General features: G+C 44.6%; 20 protein-coding genes and 1 other RNA gene. 12 read left to right on the top strand and 9 right to left on the bottom strand.

The annotated features are described in order from the left end of the window. Positions 1 to 153 precede the first annotated feature (153 nt). The 5 genes from guaB (at position 154) to R7E29_RS00990 (ending at position 7,651) form a co-directional block, all read left to right on the top strand. Positions 154 to 1,620: an IMP dehydrogenase gene (gene guaB, locus R7E29_RS01010; protein ID WP_054576942.1), complete on the top strand. Its 1,467-nt coding sequence runs from the start codon at positions 154 to 156 to the stop codon at positions 1,618 to 1,620. Positions 1,621 to 1,719: 99 nt separating this feature from the next. Further along, on the top strand, positions 1,720 to 3,273 hold the full coding sequence (gene guaA / locus R7E29_RS01005; protein WP_005383721.1) for a glutamine-hydrolyzing GMP synthase: 1,554 nt from the start codon (positions 1,720 to 1,722) through the stop codon (positions 3,271 to 3,273). A gap of 165 nt (positions 3,274 to 3,438) precedes the next feature. Next, positions 3,439 to 4,962, top strand: coding sequence for a Na+/H+ antiporter NhaC family protein (locus tag R7E29_RS01000; RefSeq protein WP_017635710.1), 1,524 nt, complete (start codon positions 3,439 to 3,441; stop codon positions 4,960 to 4,962). Positions 4,963 to 5,174: 212 nt separating this feature from the next. Beyond that, on the top strand, positions 5,175 to 6,878 hold the full coding sequence (locus R7E29_RS00995) for a chitinase (RefSeq protein WP_042521182.1): 1,704 nt from the start codon (positions 5,175 to 5,177) through the stop codon (positions 6,876 to 6,878). A 182-nt stretch (positions 6,879 to 7,060) separates the two neighbouring features. Beyond that, positions 7,061 to 7,651, top strand: coding sequence for an acetate uptake transporter (locus R7E29_RS00990; RefSeq protein WP_005381682.1), 591 nt, complete (start codon positions 7,061 to 7,063; stop codon positions 7,649 to 7,651). Positions 7,652 to 7,751: 100 nt separating this feature from the next. Here R7E29_RS00990 and R7E29_RS00985 read toward each other — a convergent pair whose 3' ends face one another. Both R7E29_RS00985 and R7E29_RS00980 read right to left on the bottom strand, forming a co-directional pair. Continuing rightward, positions 7,752 to 9,299: an alanine/glycine:cation symporter family protein gene (locus R7E29_RS00985; RefSeq protein WP_005381681.1), complete on the bottom strand. Its 1,548-nt coding sequence runs from the start codon at positions 9,297 to 9,299 to the stop codon at positions 7,752 to 7,754. 307 nt (positions 9,300 to 9,606) lie between these two features. Further along, positions 9,607 to 10,863 carry a D-amino acid dehydrogenase gene (locus tag R7E29_RS00980; protein WP_042521183.1) on the bottom strand — a complete coding sequence of 419 codons (1,257 nt, stop codon included), beginning with the start codon at positions 10,861 to 10,863 and terminating at the stop codon, positions 9,607 to 9,609. 106 nt (positions 10,864 to 10,969) lie between these two features. On the opposite strand from R7E29_RS00980, the gene R7E29_RS00975 reads away from it, so the two are divergent. The 4 genes from R7E29_RS00975 (at position 10,970) to R7E29_RS00960 (ending at position 15,639) form a co-directional block, all read left to right on the top strand. Then, positions 10,970 to 11,881, top strand: a complete 912-nt coding sequence (locus tag R7E29_RS00975; RefSeq protein WP_042521185.1) for a LysR substrate-binding domain-containing protein — start codon at positions 10,970 to 10,972, stop codon at positions 11,879 to 11,881. 119 nt (positions 11,882 to 12,000) lie between these two features. After that, a complete protein-coding gene (locus R7E29_RS00970) occupies positions 12,001 to 13,269 on the top strand; it encodes an O-acetylhomoserine aminocarboxypropyltransferase/cysteine synthase family protein (protein ID WP_005381677.1) in 1,269 nt (422 codons plus the stop codon). Between the two features lie 208 nt (positions 13,270 to 13,477). Continuing rightward, on the top strand, positions 13,478 to 14,809 hold the full coding sequence (locus R7E29_RS00965) for an aspartate aminotransferase family protein (RefSeq protein ID WP_042521241.1): 1,332 nt from the start codon (positions 13,478 to 13,480) through the stop codon (positions 14,807 to 14,809). Further along, on the top strand, positions 14,800 to 15,639 hold the full coding sequence (locus R7E29_RS00960) for a 3-keto-5-aminohexanoate cleavage protein (RefSeq protein ID WP_042521187.1): 840 nt from the start codon (positions 14,800 to 14,802) through the stop codon (positions 15,637 to 15,639). Before R7E29_RS00965 ends, R7E29_RS00960 begins: the two co-directional genes overlap by 10 nt. A gap of 74 nt (positions 15,640 to 15,713) precedes the next feature. Here R7E29_RS00960 and R7E29_RS00955 read toward each other — a convergent pair whose 3' ends face one another. The 4 genes from R7E29_RS00955 to R7E29_RS00940 all read right to left on the bottom strand — a co-directional run bounded on the left by R7E29_RS00955 (position 15,714) and on the right by R7E29_RS00940 (position 20,591). Further along, on the bottom strand, positions 15,714 to 17,081 hold the full coding sequence (locus R7E29_RS00955) for a Na+/H+ antiporter NhaC family protein (RefSeq protein ID WP_017635705.1): 1,368 nt from the start codon (positions 17,079 to 17,081) through the stop codon (positions 15,714 to 15,716). Between the two features lie 180 nt (positions 17,082 to 17,261). Continuing rightward, entirely contained in the window at positions 17,262 to 17,849 is a 588-nt protein-coding gene (locus R7E29_RS00950; RefSeq protein ID WP_005383738.1) for a DedA family protein, read from the bottom strand. A gap of 204 nt (positions 17,850 to 18,053) precedes the next feature. After that, a complete protein-coding gene (locus R7E29_RS00945) occupies positions 18,054 to 19,589 on the bottom strand; it encodes a bifunctional GNAT family N-acetyltransferase/carbon-nitrogen hydrolase family protein (protein ID WP_005381670.1) in 1,536 nt (511 codons plus the stop codon). Positions 19,590 to 19,709: 120 nt separating this feature from the next. Next, positions 19,710 to 20,591, bottom strand: coding sequence for a LysR family transcriptional regulator (locus tag R7E29_RS00940; RefSeq protein ID WP_176310825.1), 882 nt, complete (start codon positions 20,589 to 20,591; stop codon positions 19,710 to 19,712). Between the two features lie 398 nt (positions 20,592 to 20,989). Between R7E29_RS00940 and R7E29_RS00935 the strand changes: the two genes are divergently transcribed. Next, a complete protein-coding gene (locus R7E29_RS00935; RefSeq protein WP_005381668.1) occupies positions 20,990 to 21,553 on the top strand; it encodes a porin family protein in 564 nt (187 codons plus the stop codon). 683 nt (positions 21,554 to 22,236) lie between these two features. On the opposite strand, the gene R7E29_RS00930 is transcribed toward R7E29_RS00935, so the two are convergent. The 3 genes from R7E29_RS00930 to smpB all read right to left on the bottom strand — a co-directional run bounded on the left by R7E29_RS00930 (position 22,237) and on the right by smpB (position 24,169). Beyond that, positions 22,237 to 22,722, bottom strand: coding sequence for a DUF6795 domain-containing protein (locus R7E29_RS00930; protein WP_318082376.1), 486 nt, complete (start codon positions 22,720 to 22,722; stop codon positions 22,237 to 22,239). A 527-nt stretch (positions 22,723 to 23,249) separates the two neighbouring features. Further along, positions 23,250 to 23,617: a transfer-messenger RNA gene (gene ssrA / locus R7E29_RS00925) on the bottom strand. A gap of 66 nt (positions 23,618 to 23,683) precedes the next feature. After that, on the bottom strand, positions 23,684 to 24,169 hold the full coding sequence (smpB, locus tag R7E29_RS00920; protein WP_005381642.1) for an SsrA-binding protein SmpB: 486 nt from the start codon (positions 24,167 to 24,169) through the stop codon (positions 23,684 to 23,686). 119 nt (positions 24,170 to 24,288) lie between these two features. On the opposite strand from smpB, the gene R7E29_RS00915 reads away from it, so the two are divergent. Together R7E29_RS00915 and R7E29_RS00910 are read left to right on the top strand one after the other, a co-directional pair. After that, a complete protein-coding gene (locus tag R7E29_RS00915; protein ID WP_005381641.1) occupies positions 24,289 to 24,732 on the top strand; it encodes an SRPBCC family protein in 444 nt (147 codons plus the stop codon). Then, positions 24,722 to 25,081: an RnfH family protein gene (locus R7E29_RS00910; RefSeq protein ID WP_005381640.1), complete on the top strand. Its 360-nt coding sequence runs from the start codon at positions 24,722 to 24,724 to the stop codon at positions 25,079 to 25,081. The genes R7E29_RS00915 and R7E29_RS00910 overlap by 11 nt, the downstream gene beginning before the upstream one ends. The last annotated feature ends 25 nt before the right edge of the window (positions 25,082 to 25,106 follow it).

The following is a 25,106-nucleotide window of genomic DNA, read 5'->3' as shown; positions in this document are numbered from 1 at the left end:
AAAAAATTTGTGGTCAAGCGATTGCGTTAACCGTATAATCCCTCCGCAATATCTAATCCAAATGTAGCTTGTTGCTAACGCAGGTTACCCTCATTATGCGAAACGATGAGATTGGATTGTTCTTTTTACTCCTCTAATTGTGAGATATTGCAAATGCTAAGAATTGCCAAAGAAGCGCTGACATTCGATGACGTACTACTTGTGCCAGCACACTCCACCGTTCTCCCAAACACAGCTGATCTTCGCACTCAGCTAACTAAGAACATCACCCTAAACATCCCAATGATTTCAGCGTCTATGGACACTGTTACTGAAGCTCGTCTAGCAATTGCGCTAGCGCAAGAGGGTGGCATTGGCTTTATCCACAAGAACATGTCTATTGAGCAGCAGGCAGCCGAAGTTCGTAAAGTTAAGAAGTTCGAAGCTGGTATGGTAACTGACGCGGTTACTGTAAACCCTGACGCGACCATCGCTGATGTTGTTGTACTCACTGAAAAGCATGGTTTTGCAGGTTTCCCTGTTGTCACTGAGAGCAATGAGCTTGTTGGTATTATCACTGGTCGTGACGTTCGTTTTGTGACGGACCTTTCTAAGAAAGTATCTTCAGTAATGACGCCAAAAGAGAAGTTGGCAGCAGTTAAAGAAGGTGCAACACGAGAAGAAGTGCAAGAGAAAATGCATGAAGCTCGTGTAGAGAAAGTATTGGTTGTGAATGATGAGTTCCAACTAACCGGTATGATTACTGCGAAAGACTTCCACAAAGCAGAACGTAAACCAAACGCATGTAAAGATGAGCGTGGTCGCCTACGTGTTGGCGCAGCCGTTGGTGCTGGCGCTGGTAACGAAGAGCGTGTTGCTGCTCTAGTTGAAGCAGGCGTTGACATTCTACTTATCGACTCTTCACACGGACATTCTGAAGGTGTACTAAACCGCATCCGCGAAACTCGCGCTGCTTACCCAGATCTAGACATCATCGGTGGTAACGTAGCAACAGGTGCTGGTGCTAAAGCACTAATCGAAGCTGGCGTAAGCGCAGTGAAAGTTGGTATCGGCCCTGGTTCTATCTGTACAACTCGTATTGTAACGGGTGTGGGAGTTCCACAAATCACTGCAATCGCAGATGCGGCAGAAGTGGCTAATGATTATGGTATTCCGGTTATTGCTGACGGTGGTATCCGTTTCTCAGGTGATATCTGTAAAGCAATCGTAGCTGGCGCATCATGTGTGATGGTTGGTTCTATGTTTGCTGGTACTGAAGAAGCGCCGGGTGAAGTGATTCTATACAATGGCCGTTCTTACAAGTCTTACCGCGGCATGGGTTCTCTTGGTGCTATGTCTCAAGGTTCTTCTGACCGTTACTTCCAGTCTGACAACGCAGCGGACAAGCTAGTACCAGAAGGCATTGAAGGTCGTATCGCATACAAAGGCCGTCTAAAAGAGATCGTACACCAACAAATGGGTGGTCTACGTTCAAGCATGGGTCTAACTGGTTCTGCAACTATCGAAGATATGCGTACGAAAGCTGAATTTGTACGTATCTCTGGTGCAGGTATGCAAGAGTCTCATGTACACGATGTTCAAATTACTAAGGAAGCGCCGAACTACCGTCTAGGGAACTAATTACCTAACGGAAACGTTTGCTTTTTCCTTGAAGCATTAAGAAGAGGCGAGTACACTCGCCTCGGTTTTAATCACTTAGCCTTAAAAAGACTGCTCAAAATGACTAAAAATATCCATGACCAACGTATTCTGATCTTGGACTTCGGTTCTCAGTACACTCAATTAGTAGCACGCCGCGTACGTGAAATCGGCGTTTACTGTGAACTATGGAGCTGGGATGTAGAAGAAGCGGATATTCGCGAATTCAACCCAGATGGCATTATCCTATCTGGCGGTCCAGAAAGCGTAACGGAAGAGAACTCTCCACGCGCGCCTCAATATGTGTTTGATTCTGGTGTTCCTTTGCTTGGCGTATGTTACGGCATGCAAACCATGGCGGAACAGTTAGGAGGCAAAGTAGCGGGCTCTAACGAACGTGAGTTTGGCTACGCTCAGGTTAAAGTTTCTGGTGAATGTGCTCTATTTAAAGACCTTGAAGCAACTCAAGACGTTTGGATGAGCCATGGCGACAAAGTAGTAGAGATCCCAGCCGATTTCGTAAAAGTTGGTGAGACAGACACTTGTCCTTACGCTGCGATGGCGAACGAAGAGAAGAAATACTACGGTGTTCAGTTCCACCCAGAAGTGACACACACAAAAGGTGGCCTACAAATGCTTGAGAACTTTGTTCTTGGCGTATGTGGCTGTGAGCGTCTATGGACTTCGGAATCTATCATCGAAGACGCGGTTGCTCGCATTAAAGAGCAAGTGGGTGACGACGAAGTTATCCTAGGTCTATCTGGTGGTGTTGATTCATCGGTAGTTGCGATGCTGGTTCACCGTGCAATCGGCGACAAGCTAACGTGTGTATTTGTTGATAACGGTCTACTGCGTCTAAACGAAGGTCAACAAGTAATGGATATGTTCGGCGACCAATTTGGTTTGAACATCATCAAAGTTGACGCTGAAGAACGCTTCCTAAAAGCACTTGAAGGCAAGTCTGACCCAGAAGAGAAGCGTAAGACTATCGGTCACGTATTCGTAGATGTATTCGATGAAGAGTCTAAGAAGCTGAAAAACGCGAAATGGCTAGCTCAAGGTACGATTTACCCTGATGTAATCGAGTCAGCTGCATCTAAGACTGGTAAAGCGCACGTGATCAAATCGCACCACAACGTGGGCGGTCTTCCAGATGACATGGAAATGGGTCTTGTTGAGCCACTACGTGAGTTGTTCAAAGATGAAGTACGTAAGATTGGTCTAGAGCTAGGCCTGCCTTATAACATGCTTTACCGCCACCCATTCCCAGGTCCTGGTCTAGGTGTTCGTGTTCTTGGTGAAATCAAGAAAGAGTACTGCGACTTGCTACGCCGTGCTGATGCTATCTTTATTGAAGAGCTTCACGCTGCAGACCTATATGACAAAGTATCTCAAGCGTTCACGGTATTCCTACCAGTTCGTTCTGTTGGTGTAATGGGCGATGGCCGTAAGTACGATTGGGTTGTGTCTCTACGTGCGGTAGAAACTATCGACTTCATGACTGCTCATTGGGCACACCTACCATACGACTTCCTAGGTAAGGTTTCTAACCGTATTATCAACGAAGTTGATGGCATTTCTCGTGTTGTTTACGACATTTCAGGTAAGCCACCAGCGACTATCGAGTGGGAATAATTTTCCTCTAGACAGTTGAGTTTATAAGAACCAGCCTTCGGGCTGGTTTTTTTGTACTTCAAGTTTGTGAAGAGGTGGCTCAACTTTTTCGTGAGAGATATATACATGCGGTTAAATTAAATATATATTCACTTTAATTGTTTGATTATCATAAATGGTATTGCTATGGAACAGGCTGACGTTACCTCTCTCATTCCCATCCTTATTACTCTTTTCCTCGCGCTGACCACAAGAAATGTCGTTGTTGGTTTATTCGCGGGTGTGGTGAGTGGTGTCGCTATGCTCGAAGGGACATTTGTCGAAAAAGGGCCACTAGACTCGTTTAGTGCATTGATGAAAAGCTATCTACTGCCGCAATTAACTGACAGCTACAATGCGGGCGTCATTTTGCTCTTGGTCTTTATTGGTGGCTTTGTTGCCTTGATGGAGAAATCTGGCGGTGGTGTGGCGTTTGCTAAAAAGGTCACTCAATGGGTGGCGAGTAAGTGCCAAGCTCAACTGTCCGCATGGTTCGGTGGTGTGGTTATTTTCTTCTCTGACCTTGGTACACCGTTGATTGTTGGTCCTGTTTTTCGCCCTTTATTTGATAAGTTAAAAGTATCACGCCAAAAATTAGCTTTTATTATCGACTCTACTTCCTCTCCCGTCGCAATCTTGATCCCTTTTATCGGATGGGGCGTTTACATCATGGGATTGATTCAAAAAGAGTTTACTGCCCTGAATGTCAGTATGAGTGATTGGGATGCTTTCATTGGCGCGATCCCGTATCAGTTTTACGCCTTTCTTGCGATCGCGATTGTGCCGATTGTCTCTTTCTTCAAATTAGATTTCGGACCGATGGCGAAGGCTGAGCAGTTAGCAGAACAGGGCTCCGACTTTGGGAAAGTACAGGAGTCTATGAATGTGTTTATGCATAAAAATGCAAAATCCAGTTTTGTATGGGCGCCTTTGCTCGTTATGCTGGTGGTTCTATGTACCATCCTCGTGCCACACGGTTTTCCATTTCAAAAAGTGGCAGGATCAACGTTTAGGGCTGCACTTTCTTCTGCATATTTCTTCGCGGCCTTCACTTTAATTGCGCTGATGGCGTTTTATGGCGTAAGAAAGCTTTCGGATGGTATTCAGGTTTATCTGAAAGGGATGTCAAACATGATGTCAGTGGCGGTGATTCTGGTATTGGCTTGGACGCTTAGCTCGGTTGGGAAAGAATTAGGTGCAGCTGCATACATCGCTGAACAAGCTCAAGCCGGTTTCCCTTACTGGTTATTGCCAGCAGTCGCCTTTTTGCTTGCTGGTGTTATCTCATTCGCTACGGGATCATCTTGGGGGACGTTTGCCATCATGATGCCATTAGTGATCCCAACTGCCGTCGCGATTGATGCGCCACTGTTGGTTTGTATTGGTGCGGTATTATCTGGTGGCTTGTTTGGTGATCACTGTTCTCCCATCTCTGAAACTACGATTTTGTCGTCGACAGGAGCGGGGTGTGAACAGTATGAGCACTTCCGTACACAATTGCCTTACGCATTACTCAATGGAATGATCGCATTGGGGTGTTTTCTTTTAGCTGGAATCAACGCCTCACCAGTGATTGTGCTTGCCGCAATTATTTCTCAGTGTGTGGTTTATTTTGTGCTGTCTAAACAAAAGTCAACCGCGAAGCTAGAGGTGGTTTCGGCAGAACAATAAAGAGAGAAACATCACAAAGCGGAGGCTCACAGGGTCTCCGCTTTTCTTTTGAGTCAAGGTAACATTTTTCTTGTGACAAAATGTGTGTGAGGACCTATTTATTCATTTTGTCTCGCAGAATCAACGTACTTGGCTCGGTGTTTCGTATATATGATCCACTATATGTCTAGTTATTCCTCGTATATTGTATTGTTGAAATCCGGAGACTAGACATGTTTGCACTCAAACATCTTCCTCTTGCATTGAGTTGTGTCTTAGCAGCACAAGTGAATGCGAGTATGAATATTCAGCCCGATCCGCAAAATCCGAATGGTTATGTTATTGCTCGTGGTGACGTTCAAGCCGTAGAGCAAAGCAAAACTTCTGATCCTATGTATGCCATTTGGTCACAAGCATTAGAGACACGCCCGAACTCAGTGGTTGAAGCGATTGTTCCAGGGGCGACAACCAACCCAGAAAACGTGAAGCGTGTAGAGCGTGTATTCCCCGAAAGTGAGTGGGACTTCCTGACTCAAATGGCGGCACCTGAATACACTTACACGCGTTTCCTACGTGCAATTGGTAAGTTCCCTGCATTCTGTGGAGAGTACACAGACGGTCGTGATTCGGATGCAATTTGTAAAAAATCGATCGTGACAGCGTTTGCTCACTTTGCACAAGAAACCGGTGGCCATATTTCGATTGATAACGTATCGGATAATCCGCTAGGGTTGGAAGAGTGGCAGCAAGCTTTGGTTCATGTGCGAGAAATGGGATGGTCTGAAGGGCAAGAAGGTTACACAACAGGTTGTGGTCAAAATGACTGGCAAAACAAACGCTGGCCATGTGAGTCTGGACAAGGTTACTTTGGACGTGGTGCAAAGCAGCTTTCTTACCATTTTAACTATGGCGCGTTCTCTGAAGTGATGTTTGATGGCGATGCATCTGTATTGCTGAAAAATCCAGGCTTGGTTGCGGATTCGTGGCTGAACTTAGCATCGGCTATCTGGTTCTTCCTAACCCCACAAGCACCGAAACCTGCAATGCTACATGTGATTGACCGTACTTGGGTGCCTTCACAGCGTGAGCTTGATGCTGGCATTGGTTACGGCTTTGGTACCACCATCAACGTGATCAATGGTGGTATTGAGTGTGGAGAGCAAAACAAAGATAAAGGTCAACCTGTTAACCGTATTCGCTATTGGGAAGGACTTGCCGCTCATTATCAAATTCCAATTGAAGCCGATGAGACCAATACCTGTTGGCAGCAGACGCCTTACGGCAGCTTAAATCTGAATGGTGCGACAGACGTGTTGTACACCAACTGGGATGGGAACTGGAAATACTACTCAGATCGTCCGGGAGGCCACTCTTTTGAATGTGAACTTGTTGGTTTCCAAACGGCTTACTCTGCGCTAGTTGCGGGTGACTATGAGAAATGTGTAACTAACTTCTACCAATCTCATGCGGGTTGGCCAGAAGTTCGTGTAGTTGACAAGTTAGACCCAGTGGATCCGGTCGATCCGCCTGTAGGTGGTGTGGCAGCTTGGGATTCTGGCAAAGTATATAACACGGGTGATCAAGTTTCTTACCAAGGTGCTGTTTACGAAGCGAAATGGTGGTCACAAGGTAATGAGCCAACGAAAGGAGACCCGTGGAAGCTGGTTTCAGGCACTCCTACGGAGCCGCCTACAACGGAACCTGAACCACCGGTGACTGAGCCAGAGCCGCCCGTCACAGAACCTGAGCCGCCAGTAACCGAGCCAGAACCACCAGTGACAGGCAATTTTATTCAGTGGGAGCCGGGTGTAACGCAAGTCGCTAACGGCGATAAAGTGACGTACCAAAACAAATGTTTTGTTGCGAAAAATGGCCCAGGAGTGTGGGAAAGCCCAACGCAAAGCAACTGGTTCTGGGACGAGATTTCTTGTCAGTGATCGAGTAAAAAACAACCTAACCATCTATAAAGACTCTGCTTTTTTGCAGGGTCTTTTTTTATATATGTAGTGGTTTATTTATGGAATCTAAGTTTTCAATAACAGCTTTTCTCTTTTGTTCTGGAGCCCATTAAAATTCGCGCGCATTTTTTATCAACATTTTTGAAAAAAGGTATTTGTACATGTCGACAAAACTGGCTAACCCAGCACCGCTAGGTCTAATGGGTTTCGGTATGACCACTATTCTGCTCAATATTCATAATGCAGGATTTTTCCCAATTGACTCTATGATTCTAGCGATGGGCATCTTTTACGGTGGCCTTAGCCAAGTAATCGTTGGCATCATGTGTTTTAAACGCGGTGATACGTTCGGCACAACTGCGTTTACTTCTTACGGTCTATTTTGGCTAACATTGGTTGGTCTAATCGTAATGCCTCACATGGGGCTTCCTGCAAGCCCTGCAAGCTTTATGGGTTGGTACCTAGCGCTTTGGGGCATCTTCACTGGTTTCATGTTCATTGGTTCTCTATGTTACCCAACAGCGAAGCAAGTGGTATTTGGTTCTCTAACTATCCTGTTCTTCTTGCTTGCTGCTCGTGATTTCACTGGTAGCGAAGTGATCGGTGCTATCGCTGGCTTCGAGGGTATCTTCTGTGGCGCAAGTGCAATTTACTTCGCAATGGCACAAGTACTGAACAACGAATTTGGTCGTGAAGTGTTACCTGTAGGTAAAGCAAAAATCGCTCGTAAAGTTGAAGCGGTTATCGCCTAAGCTGCTACTCATAATGAAGAAAGGGGGATTAACCATTGGTTAATCCCCCTTTTTTATGTCCTCAATCGGACCACTGCTTTTTCTTATTTATGTGATAACGCTATGTTGATGGTTGCTCAACAGTTTCTGCGCTATTGCTGTCTGCCGTTGGTGCTTTACCCGTTTTACGTCGGTACTTATCTTCCCAGTAATCTGCGCCTTTAATGCCCAGTGCAACAGGGTTAAATGTAAAATCGGTCACACCACGTTTTTGTTGCTCTTCGTAGTCGTTCAGTGCTTTGAGTGCAGGCTTCGACATAAAGAAGATGATCAAAATACCGATGATGTTTAGCCACGCCATCAGTCCTACGCCTACATCACCCATCGCCCATGCTAAGTTGGCGGTTTTCACGGTTCCGTAGAACACGGATGAAATAATGATGACTTTCAGAATAAACATCAGTCCATTTACTTTGAACGTACGACGAATGTAAGCAATGTTCGTTTCTGCAATGTAGTAGTAAGCCAGAATGGTCGTAAACGCGAAGAAGAATAGAGCGATTGCGATGAATGGTTTACCCACGCCAGGTAGTGCGCTTTCGATCGCCATCTGTGTAAACACAGGACCATTTGCACCAATATCCGCTGGTAGGTTTTGAACCAGGAATGTACCTTCAATCGCACCATTTACGTTGTACGCGCCAGTGATAAGAATCATGAACGCGGTTGCTGAACACACAAGTAGTGTATCGATGTAAATAGAGAAAGATTGAACAAGACCTTGCTGAGCTGGGTGATCAACACTCGCTGCTGCTGCTGCGTGAGGACCAGTACCTTGACCTGCTTCGTTGGAGTAGACACCACGTTTTACACCCCAGCCGATTGCCGCACCAACGCCTGCCATTGGTGTGAACGCGTCACCAATGATCATGCCGAAAATGCGTGGAACCTCACCAATGTTTAGAAGGATGATGACAAACGCAGTAATGATGTAAGCTAACGCCATAAATGGCACAACGACTTGGGTAAAGTTCGCGATACGCTTTACGCCACCAAAAATGATGAAAGCCAAAATGACACAAACAACCGTACCAGTGAAAATTTTAGCAAAACTGAAGGTACCAATAGCGGTTTCAATCATGTCACCTGAGCCAAATGCGGCTTCTACTGCGTTACCGATACTGTTCGATTGAACGCCAGGAAGTAGAACACCACAAGCAAAGATGGTCGCGATAGCAAAGATCCAAGCGTACCATTTTTGTCCCATTGCTTTCTCAATATAGTAAGCAGGGCCACCACGGAACTCGCCTTCGTCTTCTTCTTTATAAATTTGTGCAAGTGTTGATTCTGCGTATGCGGTTGCAGCGCCAAAGAAGGCTACGACCCACATCCAGAATACGGCGCCTGGGCCACCGAAACCGATAGCAGCAGCAACACCAGCAATGTTACCTGTACCTACACGGCCAGACAGTGAAACGGCAAGTGCCTGAAATGATGATATCCCTTTTGTTGAACTCTTCCCTGAAAGTAATAAGCGCCACATCTCAAAGAAGTGACGAATTTGTACAAAACGCGTCATGATTGAATAGAACAAACCTGCGCCAAGGCACAAATAGATCAGTACCGGGCTCCAAATAATTCCATTCAGAAAATCAACTAATGACTGCATGAGTATTTTCCCTGTTAGTTGTGTTTGTGGTTGTTTTTCACACAATACATTACCCTTTATGTAATGCAATTGTTAACTTTTTTAGCTACAAATCCTTTGTAGCGTGATGATGAACACAGAATGGAGAGTAGTTGTTAAAATTTGGTTCTTGTTGCTTATTTGCTCCTTTTAGGTAGAAGATTTGCCTGATGATTAATTATGCAGCACATTGTCATTTAAATGTGCTGCGATTTTGATGAGTTAAAAATGCCAGTGGTTATGCATTTTGTGGAGTAAGTGTCTGCCTGTTTTTTGTTCAGTCATGTCCTCAGGCGTAACGACAAAGGTTAAGCTCCGCATTATCCATCACTTTTGTTTTTTCACCTTTCATTACGCTTGCTAGCAATTGACCTGAACCACAAGCCATCGTCCAACCCAGAGTTCCGTGTCCGGTGTTAGTAAAAAGGTTATCGTATTTAGTCGCGCCGATAATTGGTGTGCCATCAGGCGTCATTGGCCTAAAGCCGCTCCAAAACTCAGCTTGGCTGAAGTCACCACAACGAGGAAAAAGATCACGGATGACCATTTCGATAGTGTTTTTGCGCTTTTGTGGAAGGGAAGTATCAAACCCTGCTAATTCTGCGGTGCCAGCTACGCGAATTCTGTCATCAAATCGAGTCATAGCGACTTTATAGGTTTCATCCATCACAGTAGATCGAGGAGAGAAGTGTTCATCTTCCATCGGGATGGTGAGTGAATAGCCTTTGACAGGGTAGACCGGAATATCAATATCGAGTTGCTTGAGTAGCGCTGTAGAGTAGCTGCCAGAGGCCACTACATATTGGTCTGCTTTAAATTGTCCTCGGTTCGTTTGGACACCTATGATCTTTTTGCCTACTGTAACCCAATTGCTTACTTCAGTATCGAACTCAAATCGGACACCGTGTGCCTTAGCAAGCTCCGTTAGTTGTTGGCAAAATTGATGGCAATCGCCCGTTTCGTCATCAGGTAGATGCAAGCCACCAACCAGTTTGTCTTTCACAAGTGCAAGCCCTGGCTCTTGTTCAATACATTGTTCGACGTCCATTAGCTTAAATCGGGTTCCGCTTTGTTCAAGGAGCTGCATGTCCTTTTCAATAGCTTGCAGCTGTTGATGTGTTCGGAATACTTGCAAGGTCCCAAACTGACGTCCTTGATACTCAATGGCGTGTTCTTGGCGTAACTGTTCTAAGCAAATACGGCTGTGGTTAGCGATCGAAAGCATGCGAGCCTTGTTAACTTGATAGCGAGGTAGGGTGCAGTTCGCGACCATTTTACTCGCCCAGCGGATCATGTCGGCATTCAGAGTGGGTTTGATTTTAAGTGGAGCATGCTCTTCCATTAACCACTTAATGGCTTTAACAGGAACACCAGGCGCAGCCCAAGGCGAAGAATAGCCATACGAGATCTGCCCGGCATTGGCGAAGCTCGTTTCCATGGCACTGCTTGGTTGGCGGTCAATGACGGTAACTTGATAGCCTGCTTGAGATAAATACCAAGCAGAGGTTAAGCCGATAACGCCGCTGCCTAATACGATGACTTCCATTGATGCACTCCACACATTTATCAGAGTGCTCAGTTTCTTTTCTTTACCTTTTATTAACAATCGATATAAATTACACACAGTGTTTAGAAAAACTATAGGCTCAAGGATGAAAAGTAATCTGATAAGTGGTTTGTGCCTATTTAGCCAAGTCGCGGAGTACAGTAGCTTTACTGGTGCCGCAAGACATTTACACCTCACCACTGGTGCCATAAGCCAACAAATTATTCATTTGGAAGCGTTATTAGGTTTTACTTTATTTGAACGCCACTCTCGCGGTATTCGTTTAACCGTAAAAGGCACTCAGTTACACCAAGCGACGCAGTTTCACTTTTCGGAACTGAGCAAATTGCTTGATGAGCTCAAAGTAGAAAAGCAAACCAATGAAATTCGTTTGAAGTTGACGCCTTCTTTTGCTTTCAAATGGTTAGTCCCAAAGCTCGAAAGCTTCCATCATGATAATCCGGATATCCAAGTACAAATCTTTGCGGAAGGTGCGCTGGTAAATAGTGAGATAAAAGACTATGACGTCGCAATTGACTATGGTCTTCATCCTTATAGAAATGCTAACGCGGAGCTGATTTTGGATGAGCATCTGCTACCGGTGATGAGTCCAAAATACCTTGAGGATCATGGCTGGCTAAAAACGTTGTTTGGTGAGCAAAAAAACTCAATGCCAGTGAAGCAATGGCAAGAGGCGACGCTACTACACGATGCGATGCCATGGGAAAAAGCGACGCGTGACTATGAGTGGCTATATTGGGCGTCAGCGATGGGGTTGGATTTTAAAACCGATGTCGGACACTTTTTTAATCGAACGGATATGGCGATGTCTGCAGCCGAAGCTGGCGTTGGGATTGCGATGGCTCGAATGGCATTGATTGAGGATGAATTGACGACAGAGCGTTTGGTTTCTCCATTCAAACCGATTCCTGCCAATGCAGGGTATTACTTGATCATGAACACACGTACGAATGCGACAGAAACGTTTCGTCACTGGTTACTTGGACAGTTGAATTAGCGTTTTATCTCTGTGATTTATCCCTACGTTATTTGTTGAAAAATTGGGCAATATAAGTTTTATAAGCAAGGTAAGTGCTTTGCTTGCCGCTATTTGAGTGATGAAAGACAGGGAAGAACATGAAAGACGAAACGCTATCCATCCATTTTGGTTACGAAACTGACCCGACCACCAAATCTGTCGCGACACCGATTTATCAAACAGTCGCGTACGAGTTTGACAACGCGCAGCACGGCGCTGATCTGTTTAACTTGGAAGTGCCGGGGAATATCTACACTCGCATCATGAATCCGACTAACGATGTTCTGGAAAAACGCATGGCGGCGTTAGAAGGCGGCATTGCTGGATTGGTCGTGAGTGCGGGGAGTGCAGCGATTAACTATGCGATTCTGACCTTAGCGCAAGCGGGCGATAACATCGTTTCTACGCCGCAACTTTATGGCGGTACTTATACCTTGTTTGCGCACATGCTGCCAAATCAGGGTATTCAGGTGAAGTTTGCTAAAGATGACAAGCCAGAAAGTTTGGCCGAGTTAATTGATGAAAATACCAAAGCGGTGTACTGCGAGAGCATTGGTAACCCTGCAGGTAATATCATCGATTTAGAACGTGTGGCGGAGCTTGCTCACGCACAAGGCGTGCCTGTGATTGTGGATAACACCGTCGCGACGCCAGTGCTGTGCAAACCCATCGAGTTCGGTGCGGATATCGTAGTTCACTCTCTCACTAAATACGTTGGTGGGCATGGCACCACATTGGGTGGCGTGATTGTGGATTCAGGTAAATTCCCTTGGGCGCAGCACAAAGACCGCTTTCCTGTTTTCAACCAACCAGAACCTTCTTACCACGGCGTGGTGTATACCGAAGCGTTTGGTGAGGCGGCATTTATCGGGCGTGCGCGTACCGTACCACTGCGTAATACCGGAGCCGCATTATCACCGATGAATGCATTTATGCTTATGCAAGGGCTAGAAACGTTACCGCTGCGTATGGAGCGCCATACCGAGAACACACTCAAAGTGGCTGAATTCTTGGAACAGAATGACAAAGTCAGTTGGGTAAGTTATGCCGGATTGCCAAGTTCTGAACACTTCCATCTCGCCGAAAAATACATGAAAGGTAAGCCTTCTGCGATTTTGTCGTTTGGTTTAAAAGATGGTTATGACGCTGGTGTGCGTTTTTATGATGCTTTGAAAATCTTTAAGCGTTTGGTGAACATTGGCGATGCAAAATCATTGGCTTGCCATCCTGCATCGACGACTCATCGTCAATTGAGCGAAGCAGAACAAAAACAAGCTGGTGTGTCTCCAGAGATGATTCGTTTATCGGTGGGTATTGAACATATTGACGATATTCTAGCCGATTTAGAACAGGCACTAAACGCGTAAAACGATTCTGTTTTTAGCTTTGGGTTACCCATAGGTCAGCCTTTAAAAAAGCTGGCCTATTTTTATTTTATTGTTTAAATATCAAGGGTTTTAGTGTTTTTGGATTGTGGTATTCCAAAAGCTCATGGTGGATGAAATTTATTCCCTTGTCGCATTTGGGGTTGTTCCTGATGATGTGTGCAAATCTTACACATTGGAAGGGACTCAAATGTCTTACGTATTTCACCGTCATTGCCATGCCACGTTGCCAATCATCGATAAAGGTGAAGGTGTTTATCTATTCGATAAACAAGGGAAACAGTATCTCGATGCTTGTGGCGGCGCTGCGGTATCAAACCTTGGCCACAGTCATCAAGCCGTTAAAAAAGCTATGTTGGAACAGCTCGAGCGAGTGCCGTTTGCTCATACTGGATTTTTTACTAGTGACAGCAGTGAGCGACTAGCGGAATTGATTTGTCAGCATATGCCTGAGCAGTTCAACCATGTGTATTTAGTCAGTGGCGGATCAGAAGCGGTGGAGTCGGCACTAAAAATGGCGCGGCAGTATTTTGTGGAATCAGGTAAGCCAGAGAAGAAGCAATTCATTGCGCGTCAGCAAAGTTATCACGGCAATACGTTGGGAGCTCTGGCGGTCGGTGGTAATGAATGGCGACGTGAACCGTTCAAACCTATCTTGCATCCGAGTCATCACATTGCCCCTTGCTATGCTTATCGTTGTCAGCAGAGTCATGAGTCGGAATTGGATTACTCATTGCGAGCGGCGAATGAACTAGAGGCAAAAATTCTTGAGTTGGGGGCTGAGAATGTCATGGCTTTTGTCGCTGAGCCCATTGTGGGAGCCACCGCTGGAGCTGTGCCTGCGACTCAAGGTTACTTCAAACGTATTCGCGAAATATGCGACCAATACGATGTGTTATTGATCTTGGATGAAGTCATGTGTGGCGTTGGACGCAGTGGTAGTTTTTTTGCATTTGAGCAAGAAGAGGCAGAACCCGATCTGGTGTGTATGGCTAAAGGGCTTGGTGCGGGTTATCAACCTATTGGCGCGGTGGTTGCGAATGATCGAGTCTACCAAGCTATTGCCGGTGGAAGCGGTTTTTTCCAACATGGCCATACCTTTATGGCGCACCCTGTGGCGTGCGCTGCTGCCGTGGCAACCATTCAAACCATCTTCCAAGATGATTTATTAACGGCGGTGAATCAGCAAAGTGCTTTGCTGCGTAATGAGCTTACTTCTGAATTGGCCCATTTACCGTACATTGGCGACATTCGTGGTAAAGGCTTATTTTTTGGCATTGAGCTGGTGGCGGATAAAGAAAGCAAGGCGCCTCTGAGTAAAGCCACATTGGCAGACAAACGCATCAAACAGCAAGCAATGGAAAATGGCTTAATGTGCTACCCAATGGGCGGAACGATTGATGGCGTTAATGGGCACCATATCTTGCTTGCACCGCCATTCATTATTCAGCCTCACCATATTGATGAGCTAGTTGGCAAACTCTCATTAACGCTAAAAGAGGTAGCGAAGGAATGGAATTAGAAAATCGATGTATACGAGAGCCTATCGCTATTATCGTGGCCCCAAACGGTGCAAGAAAAACTAAGCACGATCACGCCAGCTTACCCATGACAAAAGACGAACTGGTTGCAGAGGCTATCGCTTGTCAAACGGCAGGGGCTGCCATGATCCATTTACATGCTAGAGACGCCAACGGACGTCATTCATTAGACATCGACGACAACATGGCAATTTACTATGCCGTGAAAGAAGCGGTGGGACAAAACATGATGGTACAGCTCACCACAGAGGCGGTGGGCTTGTATTCTCCGCCACAACAGATGGCGTTAGTTAAAGCTGTGAAACCAGAAGCGGCTTCTTTCGCATTGAGGGAGTTAATCCCTGATCGAGCAAGTGAGAAAGAAGGGTATGCCTTTTTCCATTGGGTGGCAGAAAACAACATCGTGAGCCAAATTATTCTCTACGATGCAACCGACATTGAACGTTATTTCCAACTGCGTGATGCGGGCGTGTTACCTAAAACGCATCAGCATGCATTAGTGGTGTTAGGGCGTTATCACCAAGCTCAACAGTCTTCGCCATGGGATTTACGAGGTTTGAATTTGGCGCGTTTTGTCGAGGAAGAAATTCGATGTGCCATTTGTGCTTTTGGCGCGCGAGAGCAAGACTGTTTAGCGAGTGCGATGTTACTTGGATTCGATGTGAGAGTGGGGTTTGAGAATAACCACGTCGATGTGGCAGGCGAATTAGCAATCAGTAACGCGGCTCAGGTGGAAGCTCTACGCGATGTGGCGTATCGCTTTGCGATTCCTTTACACAGTGCGCAAAGTTTGCGTTCAGCTTTGAAGTAAATCTGCTCGCGGAAAAGAAAAAAAGAAGAACGGAAAGTAAAAAGGCTCCATCGGAGCCTTTTCGGTATTTGTCGTTAGTTCTCAGTTTGCGCTACAGGTTGACGAGCGGGATGTTTGATAAACACCGCGACAACAGCCGCTATCGCTAATGCAAAACAGTAGTAAGAATTGGCAACTACTTCAAGTGGCGAGAGGTTGAACACGGAACCTAGCAGCAGTACTTGAGCACCGTAAGGCAACACGCCCTGCACCACGCATGAGAAAATGTCTAATAAGCTTGCTGAGCGGCGAGGAGAGACATTATTCTCTTCCGCCAGTTGGCGAGCAACGCTGCCCGATACAATGATGGCTACGGTGTTGTTTGCCGTACAGCCATTGACCATTGAAACCAAACCTGCAATACCTAGCTCGCTTGCACGACTGTTCGCATGCTTAGAGTGGCTAGAGCCAAACGCGTGGATAAGGCTACTAACGAAATTTGTTAGAAAAGCAAGACCACCTTGGCGACGCATCAGTTCACTCAAACCACCAATCAACATGGATAACAAGAAGATCTCTTGCATGTTACCAAAGCCTTTGTAAACGTCTTGGGCTAGATTAGTTAGTCCGTAATTGTCAATCGATGCCAAGCTCACGCCGCCAGCCAAAAGAATGCCAATCGACAGAACCACAAACACATTCACACCAGATACCGCTAGGATCAAAATAGTGATGTACGGCAAGACTTTTAGCCACTCAATATCGCCAGTTTCAGGCACTTGAGTCGCGGTACTGTTGAAAGCGAACACTGCAATCGCGATCAACGCGGCAGGCAAAGCAATACGAATGTTCTCTTTAAACTTGTCTTTCATCTCACAACCTTGAGAGCGTGTCGCCGCGATCGTGGTGTCAGAGATGATAGAAAGGTTGTCACCAAACATAGCGCCGCTCAGCACAACGCCTGCGGTTAACGGTAAGCTCATCCCGGCTGATTCAGCAATGCCTAACGCTACGGGTGCAACGGCTGCGATGGTACCCATCGAAGTGCCCATTGCTGTTGCGATAAAAGCAGAAATCAGAAAAATGCCCGGTAAAATCATACTGGTTGGAATTGCGGATAAACCAAGGTTCACCGTTGCATCAACACCGCCAGAGGCTTTTGCTACCGCAGCAAAGGCACCAGCAAGCAGATAGATCATACACATTGCGATGATGTCTGGGTGGCCAACACCACGCATGAAGTGTTCGATTGAGCGGTTAAGTTTCTCTTTACTTAAAAGAAACGCAATGATGATGGCTGGTAATACCGCGATGGGTGCAGGCAGCTGGTAGAAGGCAAATTCCACGCCTTGCAAAGATAAGTAAGTGCCTACGCCAATAAATAGCGCAAGGAATACAATTAATGGGATCAGTGCGACCGCAGACGGTGCAACTGTTTTAGTTGTTTGTTGGGAACCGGACATGTAAACGACAATGTTAATAATAAGAGAGAAGAGCAGACTAATATCACATTTACGCATTGTCAACGTCTAGACGTCTAAATGGCTGTTTAAGTTTTACACGTAAAGAAAAAGATAAAAGCTCGTGTTGCGTATCTCACTGATACCACGAGCTTTAGTTATGCGCTAATGAAGAGACTGTCGTTATTGCATTGATTTGGCTTTTTTGCGTTTAACAATACCTAAAACCATCCACGTAAATAAGACAGCAGCAAATGCCCATACCAGATATTTGTATTCGGTGTACAGGTTGCTCAACACGCTTAAATGTTCAAATGCAAAGTGAGTTAACAAGCTGAATACCAATACCCAAACCGTCGCCGCGAGGGCGTTACCGAGCAAAAACTCTCTACGTGGCATTTTCGCGATACCGCATGCAAGAGGCATAAATTGCTTCATTCCTTCAATAAAGCGGCTGACCACCAAGCACGTAGGGCCGTATTTCTGGATAGTCAATTGAAGCGTTTGCATCTTCGGGCCGGAAATGTAGCCTTTTTTATCTAACCACCCCTCAAAGTAATAACCGATTAAGTAGCCACAGGTATTACCAAAAAAGCAGCTCAGCCACGATACCATCATTACCATACTTAGGTTCATGACTTGTTCTGACGAGAGCAAAGATGCCGCGATCATCAGTGATTGACCAGGCATCGGGATACCTATCCCTTCTAGAAATATACTGACAATCAGCGCAACGTAGCCGTATTGCTCAAGCAAAGGCTTCATTGACATGAGAAGTTCGTTAATATGTTCCAAAAGCTTTCCCCTAATAAAAGCGGAACGAAGTTGGAGTGATACTCCGAATGTCCTATTGGGTCAATTCTTGTTTCTCACCGTTGAGAAAAACTGACATGCCTCTGATAATTGCGCAGAATCAACCTGCAGCTGGCTTTACTCGCCGCCACGCTCTTTGGTAGCGGCGAACTAGGGAGATCCTTATGACTCTTTGGCTTTGGTGAATGCGCCATACAAATCAAGGCGGCGATGACGTAAGTTGGTGACAGAGCCTTCGGTATTAAGCTGTTTCAACTTAGTCAAATCAACATCAGCGAAGATTATCATTTCGGTGTTGGCGCTTGCTTCTGTCAAGGTCGCATCGTGTGGGAAATAGATATCCGACGGTGAGAATACGGCAGATTGTGCGTACTGGATATCGACATTATCAACACGAGGTAAGTTGCCGACACTGCCCCCAATTGCAACGTAGCATTCGTTTTCGATGGCTCGTGATTGGGAACAGATTCGTACTCGTTGGTAGCCATTTTTTGTGTCTGTCCAGAAAGGAACGAACACAATTTGTGCGCCTTGCTCGGCGAGCATTCTTCCCAACTCTGGGAACTCGCTGTCATAACAAATCAGTATGCCGACTTTGCCTGCATCGGTTTCGAACACCTGAACATTGTCACCACCGTCGATCACCCAGTCTTTTTGCTCATGGGGCGTGATGTGAATCTTATATTGAGCGTTTATTTCACCATCTCGTTGCAGTAAGTAGGCCACATTATACAACTTGCCATCTTCGATGACGGGCATACTGCCAGCAATAATGTTGATGTTGTAGGTGACTGCCATCTGCGAGAAGCGGTTTTTGATCTCTTCTGTAAAGCTAGCCAAAAAGCGAATTGCTTCGACGGAATTTTGGTCGTTTTGCAAGCCCATCAGCGGCGCGTTAAAGAATTCAGGGAATAGGGCGAAATCGGCTTTGTAGTTCGCAAGAGAAGAAATGAAGAACTCAGCCTGATCGAGCAAGTCCTCTAAGTCATTCATGGCGCGCATTTGCCACTGCACAACACCAATACGAATCAGCGTTTTTTCTACATCATGTACGGATTGAATATCCTCTTCGTAGAAGAAGTTATCCCACTCCAGCAGAGTTGCGTAGCCTTTAGAAGCACTATCCTCTGGCAAGTAACCACGCATAATACGTTTGACATCGAAGTCGTTTGCAAGCTGAAAAGACAAAATAGGATCGTGAAGCTCACGGCGTTTTATCTTGTCGATGTATTCAGCCACGCTCAGTTCGTCAGCATATTTGTGGTAATTCGGGATGCGACCACCGGCTAAAATTGCTTTGAAATTCTTACTCCGGCAAAGTTCTTTACGCGCATCATACAGACGGCGACCTAAACGCAGCCCACGGTAGTCCGGGTGAACAAATACATCGAGACCATACATTGCGTCACCGGTCACTTGGTTTTGGATGACGTTGTTCTCGGTGATGATGTCGGTGTACAGGTGAGGAAGTGAAAACCGGTTGTAGTCCACTTTGATTGTTAGCGCTGCGCCGACAATTTTTCCGTTATCCTCAATACAGATTTGTCCATCAGGAAACTGATGAATAAGATCCATGATGGTCAGGCGTGGCCATGAGCCACCAACATCAGGAAAAACAAGGTCCATTAATTCCGCGAGCTCTGGGTAATCGGTCGGCTCAATGGTGCGTAAAGAGAGTCTTGGCGTGTTGCTGTCCATATCCTACTATCCATTTATCCTTTTTAAATAGTATGGATGAGAATGCCATAAATTTGAGCAGACAGATACCGAAGTCTTTGAGTTGTTTTGGTTTACCTAAACGAGTTTAAAGAAACAACATTAACTTAGCTTGCTCTTCAGCCATTCGTGAAATGCCACTACTTTTTTAGCTGAAAGTCGATAATTTGGAATCATCACGTAATAACCATAACCGCTCTGTAAAGAGAGGTTGAGAACATGCTGAATGTCCCCTCTTAAAATCGAATACTGCGCCATAAAATCAGGAAGCAAGGCGAGCCCTTTTCCCATTCTGACAGCTTCGCAAGCTAGGTAAAAATGTTCGACGCCTACAGGTTGATAGGTAACGGGAGATTCTACAGTGTAGACAGTTTTAAATTGCTCCCATAGCTGAGGGCGAGTGATTTGAGGTATAAACGGATAATTACTAACAGCGTGCACACTCTCAATTGCAGGAGCATTTGTGCAACCGACTAATAACAATGTTTCTTCGCACAGTAAGTGGCTGTATTCATAATGTGTGGATAATGGAAGGCAGCGAATATGTAAGTCACTTTCGTTGCTCGAATCTTTGACGTTCCCATCCCCAGTACAGACTCTTACTCGGATGTTAGGATGTTGCTGGTGGAAGTCATCAATATTAGGTATCAACCAAAGACTGGCAAAAGAAGGGGTTACGTCCACGGTGAGTAATTCTTGCTTTGAATCTGACTGGATTAAGTTGGCAGTTGCATGCTGAATAAGCTCCAAAGCTTCTGTGACTTGCGGCAGATAACGCTTGCCTTCTTCGGTTAACTCAATACCACTCGCCCCTCTTTGTATTAAAGGTAAACCCACCAATTGCTCCAGCGATGCGATTTGTTTGCTTACTGCGCTTTGCGTAATACATAGGGCATCCGCTGCTTTAGAGAAACTGAGGTAATTAGAGACCGCGACAAACGTCCTTAATGCTCGAATAGAAGGGTATTCACTGCCTTTTAACATACTTCAGTTCCATTAAACTCTGCTTAGGCAAAGAGTAGAATATTCACGGCTTGAAGCAAAGTAAGATGCAACGTATGTGTGATTAGCTTCCTTTCTTATAAAAACTAGCTAAGCGTTTTTTGAAGGATTAATCTACAAGAGTATTTTAGATGTTTATTTAATTTCTTTGAAAAATCTACAAATTAACAAGAATCTTTTTCACATCAGCGATTAACCTCAATTTAGTATTGTTTATATAAAGTAAACAGACAGCTCTTTTTTTCTATTTTTGTTTGGCGTTCTTTAGAGGATTGTCAGTATTCTATAAAATTAAATATATTTTTCATTAATTTAAAGTTGGCATTGCATTTGCTCTTTACTATTCGAACCTTCAATGGAACTTATATTAGGAGAACGAAATGAAAAGCAATGTTGTTACTTTGATTAGCCTTTTTTCTTTAGCAACGTTTAGTACTTTATCACATGCTGCGGACTCCAACGATCATGGTGTATATGTTGGCGCCAACTACGGTTACTTAAAAGTTGATGGACAAGATGACTTTGATGATGACAGCGATGTTATTCAAGGTTTAGTTGGTTACCGTTTTAATCCTTACTTGGCGTTGGAGGGTGGTTACATTGATTTCGGTAGCTATGGTAATAACCTAGCAAATGCCGAAACGGACGGTTACACCGCAGCACTAAAAGTTACAGCCCCTATTGCTGATCGTGTCGACCTTTACGCAAAAGGCGGTCAAATGTGGTACTCGACGGATTACAACGTTGCGGGCTTCCAAGGCAACAAAGATGATGAAGGTGTATTCGCTGGTGCCGGTGTTGGTTTTAAAGTTACTGATAACTTCTTAGTTAACGCAGAATATATGTGGTACGACGTAGAACTCAATGCGGAGAATGTCGCGAACGGTGCAAACACGGAAACAGACTTTAACCAAGCATCACTAGGTGTAGAGTATCGCTTCTAATATAGTTAGCCGTGCTGAACTCAATAAAAGTGCGAAGCAAAATAGCTTCGCACTTTTATTATTTATGATTCAAATAATTTAAGACCGATGAAGCGTATATATAAAACGATGGCTAATTTATTTTGTTGTTACTCCAGGGTATTTAATACGTTACTAGCATGACTGTCTAGCCTTTTACTAACCTTGAAAAACAAAGATTTATTGCTCTACAAGTAATATTAGATAGGTTAATTTCCGCATTGCCTGACATTACATTTATGTGGCCTATAATACCGCGCACGTGTTCGTTACATTCATCTTTTAGCTCTGAAATTAGCTAATTGAACCCAAGTAGCAAGGCCTACGGTCGCATCTGTTGTATTATATGACCCAGACCTGAAATTCTTAGTAAAGTCAAAGTTGAAGAGACTATTTTACTTACCCAACCATCAGTCATCCGAGCATTATATCTATTGTTGAAGTCAAGAAATACGTTGCGTTCTAGGTAAGCTTGAGATTTGGGTTGTAGTGCCGACCACTCATTACTTGTAGCTGTATTGACATAACCCGGAACAGATTTTTTTCCTAGTCCATGAGCGCAGAAGTAGATGCCAGAACTTCCATCTAGCCGATACTCAATACCACCGTGAGTAAATGGCCAAAGAGGAGACATAGGAACTGGAGTTGCATCATGAGTGCATTATTTAATTTCCATACAAGTCAGAGTCTATATAACCAAATAAGTTACATTGACTGTTCACGTAGTAGTCATCGTTTTCTTCATCATCAATTGAAAAAGCAAAGTACTTAAGAGGGTTCTCAGTGTCACAAGAAAGGTTAGCCATGTTATTTTTTACGTAATCCTCTATTTTATAACCATCAAAGCTTCCTTCCCAAATAATAGTACTTTCATCATTACTGAGTTCTGCGACTAAAACAATAGTTACATAGTGCTCAATAAGAGGAGTGCTTACGATGTTTTTATTTTCATAGACTGGAGAAAATTCAAAGCGACCAGTACTGTCTGTGAATGTTGATAAGTCTATTGATTTCCCTGAGGTGCTTAAACCAATACTAAGGCTAACCTTCAGGCTACTAAGTGGTTTTCCTTTCTTTGTTAACACACCATTGATTTTCGGTGTGTATTGATTAACGTGTTCGTCATTCAATTTACTTTCTTCAAAATTCATTACAATGCTCACCAATATGACGGTAATAATTCCAGCAACTTAATTTTTCACAACAATACTTTCATTTTGAAATTTAAAAATCTATATATGTTGTGTTTCTATTCAATATCTAAGGTTAATTTTGTAATTAGAGTTACATTATTTTTTGTAACTACTATTTGTAGTCATTACATCGATAGAGTTGTAATGAAACAAGCGAGTAGGAACTAACAATGAATGCATCAATCAATTCATCGAGGGAGATGAGTATAGGCTTTAGACTTAGATCTAGTTATCTCTTAGAAAGGATAGGTAAGCAGAAGACTTTTAAGTTGCAGGGCTTTTAGTACCATGCTTTCTGCCTTTTTGATTAGTACTTATGAACTTCTTGTTTACTGATTAATACTCAACGAGTTTGTAAACCTACATGGGCCAAAGGTATGCGGTAATCCATGTAGTAAGATTTCAGAAAGCATGAATGTTTGAAAAAAGAGACTATTTTAGTTGATACAAAAAAGGCCACCCGAAGGTGGCCTTTTCCAAACGTTTGGTGGAGCTGGCGGGAGTTGAACCCGCGTCCGAAAACCGTTCATCATTGGTACTACATGCTTAGTCGATCTTTAATTTCGCCACCCACCTGCGAACCGACACGCTAATGAATGACTAGCCTGAATTAAAATTCGCCGTTCATCTCTCAGGCGGGAGAATCCGGGCTAGCGCGTTTGGGTTTGATCCCTCGTTGATCCCCGTCTTACGTGCGGAAGCTAGGGCGAGAGAGCTCTTAGCAGGTTATTAAGCTGCTAGTGCGTAGTTTTCGTCGTTTGCGACTATTTTTTTGCGGTTTGTTAACGAGGCCTACCGCACCTCGGCATGCACCTCAGACTTCTGAATTCCCGTCGAATCCTAAATCAGCCCCAGGTAATATTCGCATAGTAACAGAAAAGCATTGGCTGTCCAGTACTATGCGTTTAAGTGGTCAAGATTAACGCAGCGCGCTCTTCATTACGCGTGCTTTTTCTCTTGCCCAGTCTTTTTCTTTTAGATCCGTACGTTTATCGTGCAGCTTTTTACCTTTTGCTACGCCAATTTTTAGTTTCACCCAAGAGCGAGACCAGTACAGTGAGAGGGCCGTTAATGTCATACCTTCACGGTTTACACGTCCGAATAGGTTATCCAGCTCACGACGACTCATTAGTAGTTTACGCACACGTGTAGGGTTCGCCACAACGTGTGTCGATGCCTGATTTAAAGGAGTGATTGTCATGCCACTCACAAAGGCTTCACCGTCACGCATAAATACGTAACTTTCAGAAATATTGGCTTTACCTTGGCGAAGGGCTTTCACTTCCCAACCTTGGAGCTCCAAGCCAGCTTCGATTTCATCATCGATGAAATACTCGTGGCGAGCTTTTTTATTCAGCGCGATAGTATTGCTACCCGCTTTTTGTTTCGTTTTTTTCTTTGCCATAATAGCGTCATTATACGGGTTGGATATCGGATAGGAAATCCTTTTATTTGCGCAATCGTGGAATAAAAGTAAAATTGGCGAGTAGCTTTAAATCTGTACATGTATCGATAGGAGTATGTATGAAGCAAGTCAGCCGTTCTGCGCTTGTGTCTTTTAGCGCCGAACAGATGTTCAATCTGGTTAATGATGTTGCTAAATACCCTGAATTTCTGCCTGGTTGCTCGGGCTCTAGAATCATTGAGTCTTCGGGGAATGGTATGGTGGCTTCTGTCGATGTGGCGAAGGCTGGAATCAGCAAAACGTTTACGACTTCAAATGAGTTGATCCCCGGTCAGGCAATTATGATGAACTTGGTGGATGGCCCGTTTAAGACGTTGCGTGGTGGTTGGATTTTTACCGCGCTAGATGAACAAGCTTGCAAGGTTGAACTAAAGCTTGAGTTTGAATTCTCAAGTAAAATGATTGAGATGGCCTTCGGTAAGATTTTTAACGAGCTTACTAGTAATATGGTAAATGCATTTACTAAACGCGCAAAACAGGTCTACGAGTGTTATGAGTATTGAGTCAGATATGATTCACGTTGAGGTTGTCTATGCTCTTCCTCATGAACAGCGTGTATTTAACTTAGTGGTAAATAATCACGCAACGGTAGAAGAGATCATTCGACAATCCGGTGTATTGGAGTTGTACCCTGAAATTGATTTGTCCAAGAACAAAGTGGGTGTGTTTAGTCGTAACGTGAAGTTAGATGCGACCGTTCGAGATCGAGATCGAATAGAGATTTATCGTCCGTTACTCGCCGATCCGAAAGAGATTCGCCGTAAACGGGCGGAGCAGGCTAAAGCCGAGGGGAGTGCAGACCCAGTCACCGGTGGCAAGCCTAGTTCTGTACGTAAAAATAAGCAGGATTAATATAAACCCAATAGCTCATGTGAGT

The sequence above is a fragment of the Vibrio sp. Vb1729 genome (assembly GCF_033338655.1).
In the GTDB taxonomy this organism is placed as follows: domain Bacteria; phylum Pseudomonadota; class Gammaproteobacteria; order Enterobacterales; family Vibrionaceae; genus Vibrio; species Vibrio alginolyticus.
The sequence above is the reverse complement of the archived record's forward strand: the minus strand, read 5'-3'. Positions and strand labels throughout refer to the sequence as shown.